Annotated in this window: 19 protein-coding genes; 9 read left to right on the top strand and 10 right to left on the bottom strand. The window is 63.8% G+C overall.

Annotation, left to right across the window (positions count from 1 at the left end):
- Position 1: 1 nt before the first annotated feature.
- The 7 genes from P9A16_RS32825 to P9A16_RS32855 form a co-directional block, all read right to left on the bottom strand.
- Positions 2 to 703, bottom strand: a complete 702-nt coding sequence (locus tag P9A16_RS32825) for a resolvase (RefSeq protein WP_278026412.1) — start codon at positions 701 to 703, stop codon at positions 2 to 4.
- The gene (locus P9A16_RS32830; RefSeq protein ID WP_278026413.1) at positions 682 to 2028 is read right to left on the bottom strand and encodes a dihydroorotase; all 1347 of its coding nucleotides are present in this window, start codon (positions 2026 to 2028) and stop codon (positions 682 to 684) included. Before P9A16_RS32830 ends, P9A16_RS32825 begins: the two co-directional genes overlap by 22 nt.
- Positions 2025 to 2915 carry a dipicolinate synthase subunit DpsA gene (locus P9A16_RS32835; protein ID WP_278026414.1) on the bottom strand — a complete coding sequence of 297 codons (891 nt, stop codon included), beginning with the start codon at positions 2913 to 2915 and terminating at the stop codon, positions 2025 to 2027. The genes P9A16_RS32830 and P9A16_RS32835 overlap by 4 nt, the downstream gene beginning before the upstream one ends.
- Entirely contained in the window at positions 2912 to 4000 is a 1089-nt protein-coding gene (locus tag P9A16_RS32840) for an NAD/NADP octopine/nopaline dehydrogenase family protein (protein ID WP_278026415.1), read from the bottom strand. Before P9A16_RS32840 ends, P9A16_RS32835 begins: the two co-directional genes overlap by 4 nt.
- Positions 4001 to 4589: 589 nt before the next feature.
- The gene (locus P9A16_RS32845; RefSeq protein ID WP_023512517.1) at positions 4590 to 6029 is read right to left on the bottom strand and encodes an amidohydrolase family protein; all 1440 of its coding nucleotides are present in this window, start codon (positions 6027 to 6029) and stop codon (positions 4590 to 4592) included.
- Between the two features lie 112 nt (positions 6030 to 6141).
- Positions 6142 to 7314, bottom strand: a complete 1173-nt coding sequence (locus tag P9A16_RS32850; protein WP_050745867.1) for a M24 family metallopeptidase — start codon at positions 7312 to 7314, stop codon at positions 6142 to 6144.
- 36 nt (positions 7315 to 7350) lie between these two features.
- Positions 7351 to 8511 carry a mandelate racemase/muconate lactonizing enzyme family protein gene (locus P9A16_RS32855; RefSeq protein WP_023512519.1) on the bottom strand — a complete coding sequence of 387 codons (1161 nt, stop codon included), beginning with the start codon at positions 8509 to 8511 and terminating at the stop codon, positions 7351 to 7353.
- 138 nt (positions 8512 to 8649) lie between these two features.
- Between P9A16_RS32855 and P9A16_RS32860 the strand changes: the two genes are divergently transcribed.
- On the top strand, positions 8650 to 8952 hold the full coding sequence (locus P9A16_RS32860; RefSeq protein ID WP_278026416.1) for a hypothetical protein: 303 nt from the start codon (positions 8650 to 8652) through the stop codon (positions 8950 to 8952).
- A 96-nt stretch (positions 8953 to 9048) separates the two neighbouring features.
- Here P9A16_RS32860 and P9A16_RS32865 read toward each other — a convergent pair whose 3' ends face one another.
- Positions 9049 to 9216 carry a hypothetical protein gene (locus P9A16_RS32865; RefSeq protein ID WP_278026417.1) on the bottom strand — a complete coding sequence of 56 codons (168 nt, stop codon included), beginning with the start codon at positions 9214 to 9216 and terminating at the stop codon, positions 9049 to 9051.
- A gap of 307 nt (positions 9217 to 9523) precedes the next feature.
- Positions 9524 to 10357: an AraC family transcriptional regulator gene (locus P9A16_RS32870; protein WP_165909450.1), complete on the bottom strand. Its 834-nt coding sequence runs from the start codon at positions 10355 to 10357 to the stop codon at positions 9524 to 9526.
- Positions 10358 to 10506: 149 nt separating this feature from the next.
- Between P9A16_RS32870 and P9A16_RS32875 the strand changes: the two genes are divergently transcribed.
- Genes P9A16_RS32875 through lhgO form a run of 5 tightly spaced genes read left to right on the top strand, consistent with a single transcriptional unit; the run spans position 10507 to position 16457 of the window.
- Positions 10507 to 12039, top strand: a complete 1533-nt coding sequence (locus tag P9A16_RS32875) for a sugar ABC transporter ATP-binding protein (protein WP_278026418.1) — start codon at positions 10507 to 10509, stop codon at positions 12037 to 12039.
- On the top strand, positions 12039 to 13085 hold the full coding sequence (locus P9A16_RS32880; RefSeq protein WP_278026419.1) for an ABC transporter permease: 1047 nt from the start codon (positions 12039 to 12041) through the stop codon (positions 13083 to 13085). The genes P9A16_RS32875 and P9A16_RS32880 overlap by 1 nt, the downstream gene beginning before the upstream one ends.
- Positions 13086 to 13111: 26 nt before the next feature.
- Complete coding sequence (locus tag P9A16_RS32885; RefSeq protein WP_278026420.1) at positions 13112 to 14212, top strand: substrate-binding domain-containing protein; 1101 nt, start codon at positions 13112 to 13114, stop codon at positions 14210 to 14212.
- A 56-nt stretch (positions 14213 to 14268) separates the two neighbouring features.
- Positions 14269 to 15186, top strand: coding sequence for a polysaccharide deacetylase family protein (locus P9A16_RS32890; protein WP_278026421.1), 918 nt, complete (start codon positions 14269 to 14271; stop codon positions 15184 to 15186).
- 50 nt (positions 15187 to 15236) lie between these two features.
- Positions 15237 to 16457 (top strand): L-2-hydroxyglutarate oxidase, encoded by a 1221-nt coding sequence (lhgO, locus tag P9A16_RS32895; protein ID WP_278026422.1) that lies wholly within the window; start codon positions 15237 to 15239, stop codon positions 16455 to 16457.
- Positions 16458 to 16947: 490 nt separating this feature from the next.
- Here lhgO and P9A16_RS32900 read toward each other — a convergent pair whose 3' ends face one another.
- Positions 16948 to 17433, bottom strand: a complete 486-nt coding sequence (locus P9A16_RS32900; RefSeq protein ID WP_023517595.1) for an Lrp/AsnC family transcriptional regulator — start codon at positions 17431 to 17433, stop codon at positions 16948 to 16950.
- Between the two features lie 95 nt (positions 17434 to 17528).
- Between P9A16_RS32900 and P9A16_RS32905 the strand changes: the two genes are divergently transcribed.
- The 3 genes from P9A16_RS32905 (at position 17529) to P9A16_RS32915 (ending at position 20747) form a co-directional block, all read left to right on the top strand.
- On the top strand, positions 17529 to 19013 hold the full coding sequence (locus P9A16_RS32905) for an aminotransferase class V-fold PLP-dependent enzyme (RefSeq protein WP_278026423.1): 1485 nt from the start codon (positions 17529 to 17531) through the stop codon (positions 19011 to 19013).
- A 2-nt stretch (positions 19014 to 19015) separates the two neighbouring features.
- Positions 19016 to 19894: an MBL fold metallo-hydrolase gene (locus tag P9A16_RS32910; RefSeq protein WP_023511924.1), complete on the top strand. Its 879-nt coding sequence runs from the start codon at positions 19016 to 19018 to the stop codon at positions 19892 to 19894.
- A gap of 67 nt (positions 19895 to 19961) precedes the next feature.
- Entirely contained in the window at positions 19962 to 20747 is a 786-nt protein-coding gene (locus P9A16_RS32915; RefSeq protein WP_278026424.1) for a sulfite exporter TauE/SafE family protein, read from the top strand.
- Positions 20748 to 20863: the final 116 nt, after the last annotated feature.

A 20863-nucleotide genomic window follows, 5' to 3' on the forward strand; every position in this document is an offset into this window, starting at 1 on the left:
TCTATGTCTCCTCTCTTTCAGCAGGCATGGCGCCGGAGGCCCAGACGGGCACGGCGGACGCAAAGCCCGAAACCAGATCATTGTTGGCCCGGTCGGCGCCGGAAAGCAGCCAGAGCGGGCGGTTCGAATAGTTCACCAGGACCTGCTCTTCCATGCAGGCCCGGTTGGCGGGGTGCGCAGGATCGCGCACGAAGCGGCTCGTCGCCGGCATCAGCCGGATCACGTAAAGCGGCTCTGCATCCGCAAGGCCGCAAAGCGCCGCGGGACCCATCGCCTCCAGCGGGACGGCCCGCGGAACAGGATTTTCTCCGGCGATGGGCACGAGCACCACGGCGCCGGCGAGCGGCGCGACCGGCCAGTACCGGCCTTCCCGGTGCTGATCCAGAAAGGCGCGGTATCGGCCCGCCTCGGCGAACAACTCGCTGTCCCAGAGGATGATGTCGGCGCCAAGTACGCTCCTTGCCGCTTCAACGACACGATCGCTTTCGCACAGTTCGAGGAAGGCCCACGGATCAGTCAGGGCGATGCCGTGACCCCAGGGATTGTGGATCCCCGACAGCCTCTCCTGGCGGATCGACGCCTTTCGGTCGGCGATCCTGGCAACGGCCTCGCGCACCGGCAACCGTGCTGGTGTCAATGAGACGCGACCGGCGAGGTCGAGATGGTCGGGGATCGCCATGGTCATGCCGGCACGGTCACGCAACGGCCGCGGCCGTAGTGCCGTTCATCGACCGCGCCGTTTTCATAGACGACTTCGCCGCGCGCGACCGTCATCACCGGCCACCCCTTCAGCGTCCAGCCCTCGTAGATGCAGGTGCCCTTGCCGGTGTGCTGGACCGTGCGTTCCTCGTCGAGATCGACCAGCACGAGGTCTGCGTCGAAGCCGACGTCGATATGGCCCTTGCGCGGCCAGAGGCCGAACCGACGCGCCGGATTGAACGAATTCAGTTCGACCAGGCGGCTGAGCGGCAGCCCGCGCTGGTGCACACCGAAGTGCAGCATCAGCGACAGCTCCCACGGGAAGCTGACGACACCGGGGAACTCCGTCCAGAGGTCCTCGAGCTTTTTGGGCAGGAACGGCACATGGTCGGTGCCAAGGCTGTAGACCGAGCCGTTGAGCATGCCGGCCCACAGGCCTTCCAGTTCGTTGCGGTCGCGCAGCGGCGGCGAGATCTTCGCGCGCATGTCGAGATCGTCGTCGTAGCATGTACGCGTCAGGTAGTGCGGGCAGGTTTCCACCGTGACATGGATGCCGCGGGCCTGCGCCTCGGCGGCGAGGACCGGCCCCATGCCGACCGACGTGTGCACGAGATGCAGGGAGCAACCGGTCTTCTCGGCGAGGAAGATCATACGCCGGATCGTTTCGACTTCGCAGAAGGCCGGGCGCGATTCCGTATAGGCGCCGAGGTCCTGGCGTCCGGTCGCAGCGATCTCCTTCTTGATCCACGAGGCGATCTGGGTGTTCTCGCAGTGCACGTTGATCACCGCGCCGGGGATCTTCGACAGGATGCGCATGGCGGCATAGACCCAGCCATCCGTCGCCGGGACGATGCCGATCGGGTTGTCGGGCTCATAGCCGAAATAGCACTTGAAGGATTTTACGCCGGTCTTGGCAACGATCTCGGGGATCTCGGCGATGTGCTCCTCGCGCTGGATGCCGAAGTGGAAGCCGAAGTCGATGACCGCATTCTCCTCGCCGAGCGCCTTGCGCTCCTCGTAGAACGGCAGGTAGGATTCCTTCAAGTTGCGGATATAGAGCAGCGCCGTCGTTACGCCGCCGGAGGCAGCGGCGGCCGTCTCGGTCCGCATGTCCTCCGGGAACGGAAACTTCACGCCGAGATGGCAATGCGGATCGATCAGGCCCGGCATCAGCACCCGGCCCCCGGCATCGATGGTGCGGGCGGCGTCCGGCAGGACTTCGTCGGCGCCGGTCAGCACGATCTTGCCGGCCTTGACCGCAACCCCGCCGAAGTACTCACCATCGTGGCGAACCACGCGCGCGTTCTTGATAACCAGATCCGCCTTCATTGCTTTTGCTCCAATATGCCTTCGATGCGCCTGCTGATGCCTGTCCACTGGCTGCGTCCGACGGTGATCGGCGCGCGCGCCCCCATGCCCCGGGCCCAGACGGCCTTCAGCCCGAGCTCACCGGACGCCTCGCGGTCGATCGTGCCGGGCGGGGCCGCCACGTCCACCAGAAGCGCATGTTTGGGCAGCAGCTCGAGCTGCTCGCGCTCCATCAGGCGCTTGGGAACGCTGCCGATGACGATGTCCATCCGGGGCAGGTAGTCGGGCAGCTCCTCCAGTGTCAGCGACTGTGCGCCGGCCGCATAGGCGGCAGCCCGCTGCACGGGGTTTCGTGCCGCGACATGGACGTGTGCGCCGAGCGCCACCAGCGTGTTGGTCAGCAGAGAGCCGATGGTGCCCTGCCCCACCAGCATGACGTTCGACTTGTGGATGGTAATCTGCGTATTCTCGATGATCACCTTGAGCACGCCTTCAACAATCGCGGGGCCGCGCAGCAGCATCAGATCGACGTCCCATTCATATTCGTGCAGGGTGATGCCGAGCGCTTCACAATGCCCCTTCAGATTGGCATCGGCCCAGCCGAGGATGATGTGGCCCGGCTTGTTCATGCCCGCGAGCATGTCGTGCGTCGGAATGATCTTCTCTGGGCACTTCGGGGCAAACAACGCGCCCTCCGCCGTGATGCCGGGGATCGGGAAGAGCGCGATATCGGCCCCCCTCAGCGCATCGGCCGCGTCCCTGGCGTGGTAGACGCCCTCGATGCCTTCGTCCGGCCAGGGGAAACCATAGGCGCGGACGGTCGCGCCGGCCCGCAAAGCGCAGCGAGCGATCTCCTGTTCGCGGGCATCCCCGGCGACGACCGCGATGACGGTATTCTTCCAGCTCATTTCGCCCTCACCTTCTCGATCACCTGATCCTTGTTCATCCCTGCAATGCCCATGGCCTCGGCGGTACGGCCGCCCTCGCGATAGTTGGCACCGACCGCGATCTGCGCCAGACTGTAGAGGGAATGGGCCACCGGCGTCTCAACGCCGGCGATCCGCGCGAATTCCAGGAACGGCAGGAGGCCGTGGCCGAAATCCTCCTTGTAGTAACGGTATTCCAGCGAGTCCGGGCCCTTGATGCGCTTGTTGGCCTCGCCGCCGGCAATCGCCGCCCGGTAGTCGCTGGTGTCAACCACATCCGCCTCCACCGTGCCGAGAAGCTTCATCTCCTCAATCAGGTTCGGCAGTTCGTGCCCGAAGGCCCTGGCCACCGCCAGCCGCTCCTCGTCAAGCTGCTTCATGACGCGCGCGACACCGGGGGTCATGGCATCGACATAGAAGGTGAAACTGCCGCCCGTCGCCTCGACCCAGGCGGCCGCCAGCACGGCACCCGGCGGGTGCAGGACCATGTTGACATTGGAAAGGTCTGAGGCGATGACGTCGGCAACGGGATCGAGGCCCGGAAAGAGCGTGCCGGCAATTTCAAGAACTTCCGCCCCTCCCTTCAGGGCAGCCGCCTTGAGCCGCTTGGCCCGCCCGGAGACGCTCACGCCGTCCGGCCGATATTTGCGCGCCACATAGGTTAGTGTCGAGAACTCGACGACAGCCGGCGCGGCACGCCCGCTGCGCGTGAAAGTCTGCGCAAATTCCAGCGCGCCGCCAGTATGGCCCGGATTGAGGATGACGGGGCTGGACGAAGGCCAGCCTGCAGCGGCGAGCGCTGCTGCAATCGGCGAATGCGAAAACGTGGGCAAAGCCACCACCGCGACATCAACGCCTGTGATCGCCGCCTTGAGGTCGGTGGTGATCAGCGCCGGCCTGGCGACACCCTCGCCGAGCTTGCCGTCATGAGCGACGCCGCCGAGTTTGACATGCGGCTCCAGCGTTTCCGCCGACCGCGCCCAGAAATGCACGTCGTGCCCCGCCTGGACCAGCTCCGCAACCGAGGCCGCCCCTCCGGCGCCTGCACCTAGTACTGCTACCTTCATTCTTTCCTCCCGGGGGAAGCGGGGAAAACACCCCCGTCCCATGCCTGAAGCGGGCTCGTTTTCCCGCCTCCACTGGTTGCTCCTCAACAACTTTGATCACACTTTATGATCACACATAGAATTGTCAAGCAGAAGAATGTGCTTTCGCATTCTCAAATCGTCGACCGGCGGAAGCCGTTTCCAACATGTGGCGTGCGCCAGGCACTCACCCTTTCCAGACAAATCCTCGACTATCGGCAAGGCCGGCATTCGCACGGGATCCGCCTTGGGCCCACGAGCACCCATACGCCCAACGGCCGCGAGAACCCGCGTTGACGATATCCTTCTAGAATATTGTTTCTACCGTATTATCCAACGGAAGGCGCATTCGGAGCGACACTGTCACACAAGGCCGAGAGAGGCCCAAATTCGGCATCGCGAATGGCAGCGTGCACAGATTTCACAGTGCTCCGGCAGCACAAGGTGAGCGATGGAAAAACGCACGCCACGTCTGTGATGACAGCGCGTCGTTTTCACGCAACTGCCTTGCAGCCACCTTTCGACCGCGATATGCCCAGCCGGCGAAGGAAGCCGGCCGGGCAGGTCCGATTCAGTTTCCTTCGTCGTAGAGCGTCGTCGTCGTTTCGACATCGCTGTGGTGGAGCCCGGCGCGGACCACTGCGGCGGCGGCCAGTTCCCGGGCCTTGCTGCGGATCGCCACCTCATCGACGCCCTGCACCTTGCCGTCAGCATAAAGCGCCTTGCCGTCCACCCAGGTCTGCGTGATCGACGCGGTCGATGCGGAGAAGACGAGCGCCTGCAACGGATCGTAGAACGGCGTCCATTCGATGTGGTCGAGGTCGAAGAGAATGAAATCCGCCTTCTTGCCCACTTCGAGCGAGCCGATCTCATCGTCCCACATCAGCGCACGCGCGCCCTCGATGGTGGCAGCGCGGAGCGCCTCACGCGCGGTGAAGACGTCCGGCTTCAATCGTGCATCCTTGAACATGCCCGCCACGATCAGCATCTGCCGCATGAGGTTCATGTTGCCGGCCGCCGACACACCATCGGTTCCAAGCCCGACCTTGACGCCGGCCTTGACCATCTCGGGATATTTGCCGATGGAGGTCGCACCCTTGCCGAGTTTGAAGGACGAGCACGGGCAGAAGGCAACGCTCGCGCCCCGCTCCGCCAGCAGCTTCACCTCTTCGTCCGATACCGCTGCGCCATGAGCGATGACGAGGTTCTTGCGGATGCCACCGGCCTGGTCGACCCGGGTGATCGGCCAGCAGCCATATTTGCTCTCGCAGACCTTGGCTTCCTCGATTGAGGTCGCCAGATGATAGGTCGTGCCGACGCCCAGCTTTTCGGCAAGCGCAACGGCACCGACATGCAGTTCAAGACTGCACGGCTCCTTGCCCTCGATGTTCACCCAGCAGCGGGCGCGGCCATCGAGCGTGTTGTTGTAGCGCGTGACGCATTCCTCCAGCACCTTCAGCGCCGTCTGCGCATCCGGGAAGAAATGATGCTCGGCCATTTCCTCGGTCCAGCCGTGCGGCAGCTCGGCCGGCCGGTTGTCCGCGGCGTGGCGGCCGGTAATGCCGCGCATACCGGTCTTTTCCATCGCACGGATGACGATCCCGGGATCGTATTGCGAGCCCATGTCGAGGAAGCAGGTCGTGCCGCAGCGGAGCATTTCGGTGATGCCGAGCAGCGCACCCCAATATTCGTCCTCCTCCGTGATGAAGGCATAGAAGGGCTTTGCCCAGTGGAAGACCCAGGCGCGCGTGTTGAGATTGTCGGGGAAGACCGCGCGCGAAAGCGTTTCCGAGAGATGAACGTGGCTGTCGACAAAGCCCGGGCACATGCCCAGCATCCTGCCGTCGATCACCTTGTCGAACCGCTCGCCCTGGTGGCGCGCCTTGACCTCCTCCGCCGCTCCGATGTCGGCAATGCGGTCGTTCTCGACCACCACGCTGGCATTGCGCAGCACCGTATCGTCCTTGTCGACCGTGAAAGCGAAGTTCAGATTTTCAATCAGCGTACGCATGCGGCTCCACCCAATGCTTCAACAAATTTCCCTCCCGATCGCCCGCCATGCGAAACGGCGGGCGACACTCATGGCCGCGGACAGGAGACCGGCCCGGCCGCGAGCTGCACTCTCAGGCGACAGCCTGCGCCTTCAGACCCTGCCTGGCCGTGCCACAGACGATCAGCTTGTCCGTGTTGGTGTAGTCGGACAGGAGTTCTGATCCGCTCGACGTTACAAGCAACATGTCCTTGTTCTGCATGCCGAAGCCGTAGCCGGTGTTGTAGCAGAGCGGTTCGAAGCCGAGCACCATGTTTTCCTCCAGCGGTGCATCGCTGCCGGGCTTGCCGAGCACCGGCGTCAGTCCGAGATAGGGGTCCTCATGAAGATGAAGGCCGATGCCGTGGCCGACAAAGGAGATCGGCGGCAGGTCCAGCTTGGCGAGCTTGGCGATAAACGCATCATAGATCGCACGGCAGCTGGCGCCGGGCTTCACCTTCTCCATGATCTCGTATTTGCACTCGACCAGATGGGCCCAGATCTTGTCGGCCATGGGCGGCGCCTCGCCGACGATGGCGGTCCGGCAGACACCGGCCTGGTAGCCGTCGATGACCGAGAAAATCTCGACGCGGCAGACGTCCCCGCGCTTGAGGATGCGGTCGGACGGGCCGACATTGGGCAGCACGCTGCGCTCGCCGGTGGCGACGATGAGGAGCTTGAAATGCTCCGCGCCGAGCGAATAGACGTTGCGGGTCAGGTGGCCGGCAATGTCCATTTCGCTGTCGCCCGCATCCACCTCCGCCAGCGCGTCGGCTATCGCCTGGTCGGCAATGCGCGACAGTCTGCTGAGCAGCGCGATTTCCTCGGCCGTCTTGATCTGGCGCAGCCGCGCGAGGATCGGTTCCGCGTGCTCGAACCGGGCACCGGGCATCGCCGCGATCAGGCGGGCGAAATCGCCTGCCGGCAGATAGTCCATTTCGATGCCGATGCGCGCCTTGGCGAGGCCGAGCCCCGAGAGCTGGTCCGCCAGCACCAGCATCGGGTCGTCGGAAAACTCCGCCCAGATGCGCGACGGCACGTCCGGTAGCCGCCGCTTGATCGTCGATGCTTCCATGTCGACGCCGAAGATGGCGCTGCGCCCGTCGGCGGTGACGATCGTCATCGCGTGGCGATGGCGGATCAGCGGCTGCGACGGAACGACGAAGCCCGCCGTATAGGCAAAGTTCTCAGGCGAGGAGCAAATGATGGCGTCGAGCCCATGCTCCGCCATAGCCTTGACCTGTTTTGCAACGATTTCTGCCCGCATGTTCTTTCCTCTCTCCTTGCGTTTGCTGGCGGACGCTCAGTCGCGAACGCGATATTTTTCGACCTTGGCCAGGTCGACATCGATGCCCATGCCGGGTCCCGTCGGCACGACGATCGCACCGTCGACGAACTGCATCGGCTCGACCAGAAGGTCGTCCTTGTAGTAGATGCCGCCGACCTGGCCGTGCTGCGCCTCGGCGGGCGTCGATACGGGAATGACACAGGACAGGGTCACGGCGGGCGATGCCGCAGCGAGCTGGACATTGGCGAGATTGCCGATGCCGGTCTCGATCGATCCGTTGACGTTGCAGAGGATGCCGGCGGCGCGGCAGACCGCCCCCACCTCCATCGCCTTGTAGAGACCGCCGGCCTTGGTCGTGTAGATCGAGACGATCTGGATGCCGCCGTTCTGGACAATCTGGATGGAATCATGCGCATTCCAGGCCGATTCATCGGCCATGACAGGCGCGTCGATCCGGCGTCCGACCTCGGCGATCCGCTCGATGCCCATGACCGGCTGCTCGACATATTTGAGCCCGTTCTTCTCCATCTTGCGCACGGTCTGCACCGCCTCGCCGGGCGTCTTGTAGCCCTCGTTGGCATCGACGCAGATTTCGACCGCATCACCGGCGACCTCGCGCACGGCATCAACCATGGCGACGTCCCGCGCCGGATCGACACCGATCTTCACCTTGATTGTCTTGACACCCTCCTCGACCAGCTTGGCGACCTCGATCCGCGCCTCCTCGATGGAGATCAGGCCGATGGAGTGGGTAACCGGCACCCGCCCGCGCGCCTTGCCGCCAAGCAGGGTGTGCACGGGAACGTTCAGCCAGCGGCCGGCAAGGTCATAGGCCGCAAACTCGACCGCCGCCTTCGAATAGGGATAACCGCGGATGATCGCATCCATCCGGGCATGCAGCTCTGCGAAATTGCCGAGTTCCAGCCCGATGACGGCCGGCGCGAGATAGGTGTCGATGACCGCGCGGGTGATCATGGCGGATTCGCCGAAGTAGCGGCCGAATTCCCCGCCCCAATCCTTGAGCGCCGGCGCCTCGCCCCACCCGACCCGGCCATCGCTGTCGGTCATCTTGACCATGACATAGCGGCCGATGACCTCGGTGAGGCCCGCCCATTTATGCTCTCGCCGCGTGGGCAATTGGACAATCAATGTTTCGATGGACTTGATCGTTGGCACTGGTTCCACCTTCTCCTTGTCGTCGCAGTCATCTCGTTGTAGAATGCGATCATTCATTGTGATCACACTTTATGATCATGATTTTGAATGTCAAGGACGGCCGGATCGATTTTTTCGCCGGCAGATGGGAGGGAAACCATGATCGTCGAAGCGACCAACTACTTTGCCAGGGAAGGCTTGGCCGACACGGTGCTCGATCAGCGCCGCAAGGCAAGCGAGATCCGGCGCAGCCTGGGGCTCAAGCCGGGGCTGATCCTCGTCAAGCTGGAGGGCGACGGCCCGGATGTTCGATGGGAGTGCAGGTTTGCATCCAGAGACGCTTACGACGCGGACCGGGCCGCAAGAGCCGCTTCCCCGGACTTCGAGGAAGCGCGCAAGGCCATGCACCGCCTATTGGCGAAGTTCGAACGGCATGTCAGCGTAGAGACCGATGGGGGCTAAAGCCGCGGGCAGGAGCAACGATCAACTCCGGGACGCTCCCGTCAATCGCGCCACAAATCGCCTCAGGCTTCGCCGTGTCACTGCACGTCGCGGTCATCAAAACGGGCGATAATCCACTTCATCGACGACGCGTCGCATCGCGATCGACGTCAGGGTCGCCAAGTGCTCCATCAGCCCGGTCACCTTCAATCGGGTGAATGTACGTTTCGCGGGTCCAAATGCCGAGGCCGAGACCTGGGCCGCCATCGCCTTGCTCGTCGACATGGCGCGGCTGCTATCTGAAAGATGTGATATCCAGGATCGTCAACCAGCAGCACCCCAAACAATCAGATCGACGAGCCGCCGCCCTGTGCCGATGCCAAGGTTTCAGTCCCATCACCGACGCTCAGGCCGCTATACCCGGTCGAAGTGGCTGCCCCGTGATTTCAGGGAACTGGAGGTGCTGTCTGGAATGCAAAGCATGCCCACGCGGAATTTCCTCCGGATCCGGACTGCCTTGTCTAGCAAAAGAACCGGATTTCCAGTGGAGTGATCGGCTTGACTTTCGGATCAGATGGAGAGTTTCACGCGGCTATAGGTCTCCCTTGTGCAGGGCGCCAGAGCGGGACCGTACACCCTGGCTGAAACTCTTCGCATAGACCGACGGGGTCTTGCCGACATAGCCGAAGAAGGCGCTGGAAAACGCGGAGCTGGAGGAAAAGCCCACTTCGAAGGCGGTCTCGGTGATCGAGCGGCCCTCCTTGCGCAAAAGCTCCATTGCCCTATTCATGCGCATCTCGCGGATGAACTCGCGCCAGCTCTGGCCGAGCTCCGCCTGGAGATGCCGGCGCAACGTGCGCTCCGACATGCCGGCATGATCGGCAACCTCAGGCAAGGTGACACCCGGCCCGCGGCGGCTCGCGAAATCGATCACCTTCTGGATCGAGGAGTTTTCTGCATAGGGCGTCCACAGGATGCGCTCGTGGCGAAACCAGTCCGGCAGCATCTCGCCGAGCGTGACGAAGAAGCAGCGTGCTTTCTTGTCGCTCGACGCCGCTTCAGCGCTCCAGCGCAGGGCATAGTCCGTCATGCCGCCGGCAAAATCGCTCACGGCGCCAACCCAGCAGCCATTGTGTAGCCACGCCACTTCCTTGGCGCAGAATTTCGCGACAACGCCGGATGACGGGATTCTGGCGCGCAGGCGAAACATGCGGGACGGCGGGATATAGACCATATGATCCGCCGGAATGACCCATTCGCCGGCATGGCCGAAAAGCTCGAGCTCCCCTGCCGTGCAGCGCACGAGCTGGCCGCCCGCTTCACCTTCGCTGGCAAAATCGAACCGCCCCGGACCGAAGGCGCGCGCATGGCTCGCCATGCCGGCCGAAACCTCGAAATACCGTTCGCCGCTTCCCTTGCCTGCCATGCCGAGCCCTCTCCGTCCGATTGGCCGATTTTCTGATAAAAATGGCCGATTATCGAATGCAGGACAAGTCCGATTTCGGCACTTTACCATCATAACGTCGAAAAACGGACAAAGCGTATGCGGCGTTGCGAGGGAGGAGGATCATCGCCATGGCACTTACCGACGCATGGGCGGCGGACGACGCCGCCTTGTCGATCGACGGGCTGAGCAAGCGTTTCGGCGGCACGCAGGCCGTCAACGGTGTCGGTTTTTCCGTCAGGACCGGGGAGATCCTGGCGCTGCTCGGCGAGAACGGCGCCGGCAAATCGACGCTGATCAAGATACTCGCCGGGGTCTATGCCGCGGATGCCGGTACATTCCGCTTCCGCGGCGCGCGTTTCGATCCGCGCGAAGGCCATCCCGGCATCGCCTTCATCCATCAGGACCTCGGCCTCATCGAATGGATGACGGTCGCGGAAAACATGTGCCTGATGCACGGCCGCTATCCGCGCCGGTTCGGTTTCATCGACTGGCGGAGTGCGCGACGCCGGGCGGCCGCGGCGCTCGCGCTCGTCTCTGAGGAGATCGATCCGGGCGCCCGGGTCCAGGACCTGACGCGTACAGAAAAATCCCTTGTCGCCATCGCCCGGGCTCTGGCGCGCGACGCACAACTTCTCGTGCTCGACGAACCGACGGCGAGCCTGCCGCAGTCGGATGTCGATATGCTGCATGGCGTGCTGATGCGGCTTCGCGCCCGTGGCGTTGCCATCATCTATGTCTCACACCGGCTGGACGAGGTCTTCGCCATCGCCGATCGCGTCGTCGTGCTGCGCGACGGCTATCTCGTCGCCGACGAGCCGATTGGCCGGCTCGACGGCACCCGCCTGATCGAGTTGATCATCGGCGGCCGGATGAAGGATGTCTTCGTGCGCCCGACGGTCGCAGCCGATGCACCTGTCGCGCTGACGCTGGACAATCTCGTCGCCGGCGATGTCGGGCCGGTATCGCTCACGCTGCGGTGCGGCGAGGTGCTCGGCCTCGTCGGCCTGCGCGGCGCGGGCCAGGACGCGGTCGGCCAGGCGCTGTTCGGCCGTTGCGCCATCCGCTCGGGAGGAGCCGTGCTTGGCGGCGGCGACGTGCTCACAAGCCGCCATCCGCAGGACGCGATCCGCGCGGGCATCGCCCTGGTGGCAGGCGACCGCAACGCGGAATCGGTGGCGCGCGGCCTTTCGGTGCAGGAGAACCTCTTTCTCAATCCGGCGCTTACCGGGCGGCGGCTTGCCGATTTCGCCCATCCGGACACGGAGGCGAAGGCGACCGCCGCCATCGGCCAGACCTTCGACATCCGCCCCAATGACCCCACGGCAGCGATCGAAACGCTTTCAGGCGGCAACCAGCAGAAGGTCGTCATGGCCCGCTGGATGCAGATCGGCGCGAAGGTGCTGATCCTTGAGGATCCGACCGCCGGCGTCGATGTCGGTTCGAAGGCCGACATCTATGCGCTGCTCGCCGAAGCGCTCGCAAGGGGCCTCGCCGTGCTGCTGATCTCGACGGATTTCGAGGAGGTCGCCGGCATCAGCCACCGCGCACTGGTCTTCCGCGACGGGCGCGTCGCCGCCGAACTCTCGGGCGACGACCTCACGGTCGAGACCCTGCTCAACACCGCATCCCTGGAACCGATTTCAAGGCAGGAGGAGGCCTGATGGAGTCCCTACGTTCAAACGCGCTCGAGCCGACGCGCTCCGATCTCGCAAACCTTGCGGGCGGTGCCCGCCTCGTGCGCCTGCTGCCGGTCTATGGCCTGCCGCTCCTGACGCTCGCCCTCATCCTGTTCTTTTCGCTGCTGCTGCCGGATACCTTTCCGACAGTGCTGAACCTTCGGGCCGTGCTCGGCGAGAAGGCGGTCATCGCGCTCCTGTCGCTCGCCGCGATGATCCCGATGATGACTGGCCGCATCGATCTTACCGTCGGCTACGGCATCGTCATCTGGCATGTGCTCGCCATCAGCCTGCAGACGGTCTACGGCCTGCACTGGTCGGTCGCCGTGCTGATCGTGCTTGCCGGCGGCTGCCTGCTCGGTCTCGTCAACGGGCTGCTCGTCGAGGTGGCACAGATCGACAGCTTCATCGCCACGCTCGGCACCGGCACGCTGATCTACGCCGCCGCGCTCTGGCACACCGAGGGGCGCCAGGTCATCGGCCTCCTGCCGCCCGCCTTCACCGCCCTCTATACGACCCAGCTTTTCGGCCTGCCGATCGCCGCCTTCTATGTGCTCGCCATCGCGGTGGCTTTGTGGCTCGTTTCCGATTACCTGCCGATCGGCCGCTATCTCTATGCCATCGGCGCGAACTCCCGCGCGGCAGAACTAAACGGCATCCGTACCCGCCGCTTCGTCATCGGCGCCTTCGTCGCCTCCGGCCTGATCGGCGCCTTTGCCGGCGTGGTGCTTGCCGCAAAGCTGCGCATCGGCCAAGCGAGCGTCGGCCTCGAATTCCTGCTGCCGGCCCTTGTCGGCGCGTTCTTGGGCTCGACGACCATCAAGCCCGGCCGCGTCAATGTCTGGGGCACGATCATCGGCGTCATCATTCTCGCCGTCGGCATTTCCGGCATCCAGCAGATGGGCGGCGCCTTCTATGTCGAGCCGCTGTTCAACGGTGCGACCCTGCTCGTGGCGATCGGCATCGCCGGCTACGCCCAGCGCCGACGTGGCTCGGTGCGCCATGCCCGCCGCCCCACCCCGAAATCGTAAAACCGTCTTCAATGAGGAGAGAAGACATGAAGAGACTGCTTCAGACGACCGCGCTTGCGCTACTGGCCGCCCTTGCCGCCACGACAGCCCGGGCCGATGCCGTGGCCGACGCCAAGGCCTATATCGCCGAGATCACCAAGCCCAATCCCGCCTGGACGGGACCGACGACCGGACCGCTCGCCGAAAAGGGCAAGTCGATCGTCTATGTCGCGGCGGACCTGCGCAATGGCGGCGTGCTCGGCGTTTCCAAGGGCATCGAGGAGGCCGCCGCCGCCATCGGCTGGACCGTCAGGGTGATCGACGGGCAAGGCACGGTCTCCGGCCGCTCGGCCGCCCTGCAACAGGCGATCGCGCTCTCGCCCGATGGTATCGTTCTCGGCTCCGTCGATGCCAACGAGCAGGCCGAGGCGATCAAGCAAGCGGCCGGGGCGGGCATCAAGATCGTCGGCTGGCACGCCACCGCCACCACCGGCCCCTCCGACACCCATGCCGTCTTCACCAACATCACCACCGATCCGCTGGAGATTTCCAAGGCGGCGGCCTCCTTCGTGGTCGCCGACAGCGACGGCAAGGCCAATGTCGTGATCTTCACCGACAGCGTCTACGACATCGCCATCGCCAAGTCCGATGCCATGGCCGAGGTGATCCGCGCCTGCACCACCTGCAAGCTGCTGACGATCGAGGACACGCCGCTCGCCGAAGCCTCCAACCGCATGCCGCCGCTGACCAACGCCCTTTTGCAGCGGTTCGGCGACGAATGGACCTATTCGCTGACGATCAACGACCTGCCGATCGATTTCATGGCGTCGGCCCTGCAATCCGCCGGCAAGGCCGCCGACGGTTTCCCGCGCAACGTCTCGGCCGGCGACGGCTCTGAAGCGGCCTTCCAGCGCATCCAGCAGAACTACTACCAGACGGGCACGGTCGCCGAGCCACTGTCGCTGCACGGCTGGCAGGCCGTCGACGAACTGAACCGCGCCTTCGCCGGCGAAAAGGATTCCGGCTACGTCGTGCCGGTGCATCTCTTCCTGCCCGGGAACGTCAAGGAGGACGGCGGCGAACGCTTCACCTTCGATCCGAACAACGGCTACCGCGACGCCTACAAGAAGATCTGGGGCGTCAACTGATCCTTCCGGCGGGCGTTCGGTTCGCCGCGCCCGCCCCCTTCCCCATGGAGAGCAAGATGACCAAAACCTTTTGGCCGGACGACATCCGGCTCGTGATTTCCATTTCCATGCAGTTCGAGGCCGGTGGCGAAGCGCCCTATGGTCCGGGCGGCCCCTTCTCCGGCTTTATCGACATGGACCCCTCCTATCCCGATTTCCCGACGAAGAGCTGGTATCGCTACGGCTATGTCGAGGGCATCCAGCGCATGCTAGATCTCTGGGACAAACACGCCGTCAAGGTGACGTCGCACATGGTCGGCTCGGCCGTCGACCGCAGCCCTGCCGTCGCCCGCGAAATCGTCGAGCGCGGCCACGAGGCCGCAGCCCACGGACGCGACTGGATTCTCCAGGTCGACCTCCAGGAACCGGAGGAGCGGAAATTCATCCGCGACAATGTCGAGTCGATCCGGCGCGCCACCGGCGTCGCCCCCGTCGGTTACAACGGCGCGGCGATGCGCGGCACGGTCAATACGCTGAAAATCCTGCAGGACGAGGGGTTCCGCTATCACATCGACGATGTCAGCCGGGACGAACCCTTCCTCATCCCCGTGCGCGGCAAGGATTTCGCCGTCGTGCCCTATTCGCTGACCCTCAACGACATCGTGCAGTTCGAAGGCTACAAGTTCACCAACACGGAATATGAGCGCCAGCTCAAGGACGAATTCGACGTGCTCTACGAGGAGGCCGCCACCCGTCGGCGCATGATGTCGATCTCCACGCACGACCGCGTGCAGGGCCGCCCCTTCCGCGTGCGCTCGCTCGACCGTTTCCTCGACTATGCGCTGAAGCACAAGGGCGTCGTGTGCCTGCGCAAGGATGCCATCGCCGACTTCGCCTTCGCCGAGCCGACCACCCTGCGCGATCCCAATCCGCATGACGAATGGGCCGACTGGGAACGCCGCCACGGCGACCAGAAGATCCGGCCGATCGCCTGAAACACGGAGAGACGGGCGGCGGCGACGCCGCCCGGGACAGGGAGAGAGCCTTGACCGACATCACGATCATCGGCGGCGGCATCGTCGGCATCGCGACGGCCTACGAACTGCTGCAGCGCTTTCCCGGCATTTCGCTGGAAGTGCTGGAGAAGGAACAAAACCTTGCCCTGCACCAGACCGGGCGCAACAGCGGCGTCATCCATGCCGGCATCTATTATGCGCCGGGCAGTCTGAAGGCGGAATTCTGCCGGCGCGGCCTTGCCGCCACGCTGCGTTTTTCCGCCGAGCACGGCATCGCGCATGAACAACCGGGAAAACTGCTGGTCGCCACGTCGCCGGTCGAGATGGAGCGCCTTGCCGCGCTCGAAACGCGGGCGGCGGCGAACGGCCTCGCCGTCCGGCGCATCAGCGCCGCGGAGCTGGGGGAGATCGAGCCCAACATCGTCGGGCTCGGCGCGCTGCTGAGCCCTGCGACCGGCATCGCCGACTATGGCGCCATCGTGCGCCGCATGGCCGCGCTGGTCGGCGATCTCGGCGGGCAGGTGACCTGCGGGGCCGAGGTGCGGCACATCGAGGAGCGGGCGAACGATGTGCGCCTCACCCTCGCCGACGGAAGCGTCCGCATCACGCGCCATCTCGTCGTCTGCGCCGGCCTGATGGCCGATCGGCTCGCCGCCCTCTGCGGTCTCGGCGGCGATTTTTCCATCGTGCCCTTCAAGGGCGAATATTTCCGCCTCGCGCCGCGCCACGACGAGGTCGTGCGCCATCTCATCTATCCCGTACCCGATCCGGCCCTGCCCTTCCTCGGCATCCATCTCACGCGCATGATCGGCGGCTTTGTCACCGTCGGTCCGAACGCCGTACTCTCGCTGGCGCGCGAGGGCTACGGCAAGCTCGCCATCGATTTCGGCGACCTTGGCGACATGGCGCGGTTCCCCGGCTTCTGGCGCACGCTGCAGGCCAATCTTTCCTCCGGCCTCAAGGAAGCGGCGAACTCCGCCTTCCGCCGCCGCTACCTGAAAGCCTGCCAACGCTACTGCCCGCCACTGGAGCTCGCCGATCTCCTGCCTCACCCACCCGGGATAAGGGCGCAGGCCGTGATGCGCGACGGAACGCTCGTGCATGATTTTCTGATCCGCCGTTCCGCCCGTACGATCCACATCTGCAATGCACCTTCGCCGGCGGCAACCTCGGCAATCCCGATTGCAGAACACATCAGCGATCTCGCGGAAAAGGTCTTTGCTTTCGACGCACGAAGAGCCGCTACTTAGGCGCCCGCCCTAACGGGCGGAAACGAGGCCAATGAATGGCGCAGATACAATAACTTAGATCACCAGAAAATTCCAAGAAACTGGTCATCCTCAAACAGTGCGGCCTACATCGTCGGGGATCGCGTCGATGCCTGCCATCAGTTCATCGTAGATTTCTTCAGGCGCACCCTCCAGCAGATATGCTCTGGTATGGGTCTCACGCTTCAGGTGCTCGTAGGCATCGGCCCGGAGGATCACGAGCTTCTATTTGCCGTGTTTGGTTAGCCCGACACGCTCGACAAGGGCGGCTTCCAGGACTTCTCCAGAGGCGCAATTCATGTCGGAGAAGGTGAATTGCTTCATCGTCGCCCTCGATTCTGAACATACGGAATATACGTATTTTATGCGAAATATGTAATACGCTACAACGCACTGAACCACGGTCCGGTTCGGCCCACCGAACTCGGCGGTGTTTCAGCGCGGAGAGGGATCTCAATAATAAACCAAACTCTTAGCGCGCAAGACCGCGCAGATCCGGCATTCGATCAGCCACGATCGTTTCCATCGAAAAGAAGCCGGTAACAGTCATGAGATCAAAATCGGTGATAAGCTTTTGATAAAAGGCGTCATAGCCGGACATGCCGCGTGTCACCACCTTGATCAGATAGTCCCAGTCACCGCCGATCCGATAGAAGTCCGTCACTTCCGGCAAGCGCTCCACGTGTTTGCGGAAGCCGTCGGCCCATTCCTTGGAGTGATGACGGGTACGGATCATCACGAACACGGTCAGGTCGAGGCCGAGTGCCGCGACATCGATCGCGGTATGAGTACCGCGAATGAGACCACTGGCGTTCAGCCGCTGCAGGCGGCGCCAGAGGGCATTCTGCGAAAGGCCCACCCGGTCAGCCAAATCGCGTTGCGAGACAGCACCATCCTTTTGCAGGGAAGTCAGTATTCGCAGATCAATTTCGTCAATTTTGTCCATACTATCGTTCATTCTACCCATTTTTCTTGAAAAATCGCATAAGAACGATGAAGTTTCAATGCTTCGGCTTGGTTAGACTCATCATCCGTACCATTCCGGAGGTCTTGATGAGCCGACATTCCCTCGACAACCTGCATGCTGCCGGCCCACTCGCGGATTTTCGCCGGAGCCTTGCCGATGAAAACACCATTGCGGCGTTACGCGCCGGATTGGTGGGCAAAGACGCGACAGTCGAGGGACCATTCGGGGTCAAACGCCTCCTCTATGCCGACTATGTCGCTTCCGGGCGGGCCCTGATGCAGGTAGAGCGCTTCGTTCTCGAACGGGTCCTGCCCTATTACGCCAACAGCCATACCGAGGCGTCCTATTGCGGCGGCTTCATGACGCGGCTGCGCCGTGAGGCGCGTGCAGCAATCGCCGCCTGTTGTGGGGCTGGGCCGGAGCACGCCGTGATCTTCACGGGTTCCGGGGCAACGGCCGGCCTCAACCGGCTGGTTCACCTGCTGGGTGTAAGCGAGGGGGTCGCCGCGGGAAAGCGCGTACGCATCCTGATCGGCCCCTATGAACATCATTCCAACATCCTGCCTTGGCGAGAGAGTGGCGCCGAGGTGATCGAGATTGCCGAAGGCGCGGACGGCAGCGGCCCAGATCTCGCGGAGCTCGAAGCCGCTTTGCGGCAACCTGCCGATCTTGTCGTCTGCGCCTTCTCCGCCGCTTCCAACGTCACCGGCATCGTCACGGATGTCGCGGCCGTCACGCGGCTCGCCAAAGCGGCCGGTGCCAGGATCGTCTGGGATTATGCCGGTGCAGGTCCCTATCTGCCCATCGCCATGTCCCCCGGTGCGGATGCCGATATCGATGCGACGGTGGTGTCACCGCACAAATTCATCGGCGGCCCGGGAGCGTCCGGCGTTCTGATCCTCCGGCGCGATGCAGCGATCGCGGACAAGCCGACGTGGCCCGGTGGCGGCACTGTCAAATTCGTCTCTCCGGCAGGCCATGACTACAGCGACAGCCTGGAAGCGCGCGAGGAAGCCGGCACGCCAAATGTCGTGGGCGACGTGCGCGCCGCGCTCGCCTTCCTGGTCAAAGACGCGATCGGCCATACAGTGATGCAAGCACGCAATGGCATCCTGACCCGTCGCGCCCTTGCCGCCTGGTGCAATGTCAAGCACCTGGAGCTGCTCGGCCCGCCCGATCCAACGCGGCTGCCGATCTTCGCCTTTCGTGTCCGCGACGGCAGGGGCGGATATGTTCACCAGCAACTCGTTACACGCATGCTGAGCGACCGCTACGGCATCCAGGCACGAGGCGGCTGCGCCTGCGCCGGCCCGTATGTTCATCGCCTTCTCGGCATCGACGCCGACCAGTCGCTGCACCTACGAGCCGCTCTTCTGGCCGGGCAGGAGATGCTCAAGCCCGGGTTCATCCGGTTGAACTTCAGCGTCCTTCTGCCCGATGAGGATGTGGCGTTCATTCTCGATGCGGTTGCCGAGCTTGCGACCGATGCATCCCGCTACGAGCCGCACTACGATTTCGATCCGGCGCGCGCCATCTTCTTCCCGCGCACGGCTCTTGCCCTGGGAGCGTGATCATGACGAGACCCGACATCGCTGCCTTCTTCGATCCGCGTACCTGGTCCGTGCAATACGTGATCGCCGATCCCGCGACGAAAGCCTGCGCCATTGTTGACCCGGTGCTGGACTTCGATGAGAAATCCGGCACAACTGCCACGGACAATGCAGACCGGCTGCTCGACTTCGTGCGCGCCGAGGGCCTGGACGTGCAGTGGATCCTGGATACCCATCCCCATGCCGACCACCTTTCCGCTGCCGCCTATCTGAAGGACAAAACCGGGGCGCCCACCGCCATCGGCGCACACATCGTCGACGTCCAGAAGCTCTGGGCCGATATTTACAACTGGCCCACCCTTCGTACAGACGGCTCACAATGGGACCAGCTGTTCGACCATGGCGACACGTTCCATATTGGCGGGATCAAAACCGGGGTGCTGTTCTCGCCGGGCCACACTCTGGCCTCGATCACCTATGTCGCCGGCGACGCCGCCTTTGTCCATGACACACTCTTCATGCCCGACAGCGGTACGGCGCGGACGGACTTTCCCGGCGGGAGCGCACAGGCGCTCTGGGCGAGCATCCAGGATATCCTGGCATTGCCGGACGACACCCGCGTCTTCGTCGGTCACGACTACCAGCCGGGCGGCCGCGCACCGCGCTGGGAGAGCACGGTTGCCGGGCAGAGAGCGGACAACATTCACCTGACCGCCCATTCTGACGAAAACGCGTTCGTGGCGTTCCGGCAGGCGCGCGACCAGACCTTGCCGATGCCCAAGCTCATCCTCCACGCCTTGCAGGTCAACATCAACGGCGGCCGCTTGCCGGAACCGGAGGAGAACGGCCGGCGCTATCTGAAAATTCCCCTGAACGCCCTGCAAGGGGCCGCCTGGAGCTGATCATCCTCTTAAACGGCAGCCCGCTTTGCAATGGGGCGCCATCCACCGCAGTGCAGTAGAGCCACCCATGCCCCTCGACTTTGCACAGTATGTTCTGGCGGCCGCATCCGGCAGCCTGGTGGGATTCAGCCTTTCTTTGTTCGGGGGAGGCGGATCCATTCTGGCCGTCCCTCTGCTCGTGCACGTTGTCGGCCTGAGCAATGTGCATATGGCGATCGGAACCAGCGCCATCGCAGTCGCGGTGAACGCCTTGTCAGGTTTGGCCATGCACGCTCGCCACGGCATCGTGAAATGGCGCTGCGCGGCGGTATATTGTGCCACCGGTATCGCAGGTGCGTGGATTGGCGCTGCACTCGGCAAAGCGCTGGACGGCAAGCGCCTGCTGCTGCTGTTTGCCGCCCTCATGATGGTCGTCAGCCTGACCATGCTGAAACGGCGCCACCGGGCTGGCGACCCCGCATCGACCTGTACGCGCACGAATGCGCCGAAAGTGCTGGCCTTCGGGGCGGGGACAGGCATCATCTCCGGCTTTTTCGGCATCGGTGGCGGCTTCCTGATCGTGCCTGGCCTGATGATCTCGACCGGCATGCCGGCGATCAACGCCATCGCGTCGTCCCTGGTGGCCATCGCTTCTTTCGGTGCGACGACGGGCGTCAGCTATTCCCTGTCGGGCCTGGTCGATTGGCCGCTCGCCGGTGCGTTCATCGGCGGCGGCGTGCTGGGCGCGCTGACGGGATATCGCGCGGCTCACGGCCTCAAACGCTATACGAGTATCTTGAACACGCTGTTCGCAGCACTCACCTTCAGCGTCGCCGTAGGGCTGGCTCTCTACGCGGTACAGCCAAATCTCTGAATAGATGGCGTGGTTGCCGCCCTACCCACCCGGCACGTTCTGTCAGAGGATGGTCGGGTTAAATCCAGCGGGTGGAAGGATGGCAGCATGACATACGACACGATGATTGGGGTCGA

Source organism: Shinella sp. 838 (assembly GCF_029623935.1).
Lineage (GTDB): Bacteria > Pseudomonadota > Alphaproteobacteria > Rhizobiales > Rhizobiaceae > Shinella.

Excerpts from the sequence above, each read along its gene's own strand:
- P9A16_RS32900 (WP_023517595.1), bottom strand. The coding sequence starts at position 17,433 with ATGAACGATAGTATGGACAAAATTGACGAAATTGATCTGCGAATACTG.
- P9A16_RS32905 (WP_278026423.1), top strand. The coding sequence starts at position 17,529 with ATGAGCCGACATTCCCTCGACAACCTGCATGCTGCCGGCCCACTCGCG.
- P9A16_RS32830 (WP_278026413.1), bottom strand. The coding sequence starts at position 2,028 with ATGAAGGCGGATCTGGTTATCAAGAACGCGCGCGTGGTTCGCCACGAT.
- P9A16_RS32835 (WP_278026414.1), bottom strand. The coding sequence starts at position 2,915 with ATGAGCTGGAAGAATACCGTCATCGCGGTCGTCGCCGGGGATGCCCGC.
- P9A16_RS32850 (WP_050745867.1), bottom strand. The coding sequence starts at position 7,314 with ATGCGGGCAGAAATCGTTGCAAAACAGGTCAAGGCTATGGCGGAGCAT.
- P9A16_RS32860 (WP_278026416.1), top strand. The coding sequence starts at position 8,650 with ATGATCGTCGAAGCGACCAACTACTTTGCCAGGGAAGGCTTGGCCGAC.
- P9A16_RS32875 (WP_278026418.1), top strand. The coding sequence starts at position 10,507 with ATGGCACTTACCGACGCATGGGCGGCGGACGACGCCGCCTTGTCGATC.
- P9A16_RS32870 (WP_165909450.1), bottom strand. The coding sequence starts at position 10,357 with ATGGCAGGCAAGGGAAGCGGCGAACGGTATTTCGAGGTTTCGGCCGGC.
- P9A16_RS32865 (WP_278026417.1), bottom strand. The coding sequence starts at position 9,216 with ATGTCGACGAGCAAGGCGATGGCGGCCCAGGTCTCGGCCTCGGCATTT.
- P9A16_RS32890 (WP_278026421.1), top strand. The coding sequence starts at position 14,269 with ATGACCAAAACCTTTTGGCCGGACGACATCCGGCTCGTGATTTCCATT.
- P9A16_RS32845 (WP_023512517.1), bottom strand. The coding sequence starts at position 6,029 with ATGCGTACGCTGATTGAAAATCTGAACTTCGCTTTCACGGTCGACAAG.
- P9A16_RS32915 (WP_278026424.1), top strand. The coding sequence starts at position 19,962 with ATGCCCCTCGACTTTGCACAGTATGTTCTGGCGGCCGCATCCGGCAGC.
- P9A16_RS32885 (WP_278026420.1), top strand. The coding sequence starts at position 13,112 with ATGAAGAGACTGCTTCAGACGACCGCGCTTGCGCTACTGGCCGCCCTT.
- P9A16_RS32880 (WP_278026419.1), top strand. The coding sequence starts at position 12,039 with ATGGAGTCCCTACGTTCAAACGCGCTCGAGCCGACGCGCTCCGATCTC.
- P9A16_RS32910 (WP_023511924.1), top strand. The coding sequence starts at position 19,016 with ATGACGAGACCCGACATCGCTGCCTTCTTCGATCCGCGTACCTGGTCC.
- P9A16_RS32840 (WP_278026415.1), bottom strand. The coding sequence starts at position 4,000 with ATGAAGGTAGCAGTACTAGGTGCAGGCGCCGGAGGGGCGGCCTCGGTT.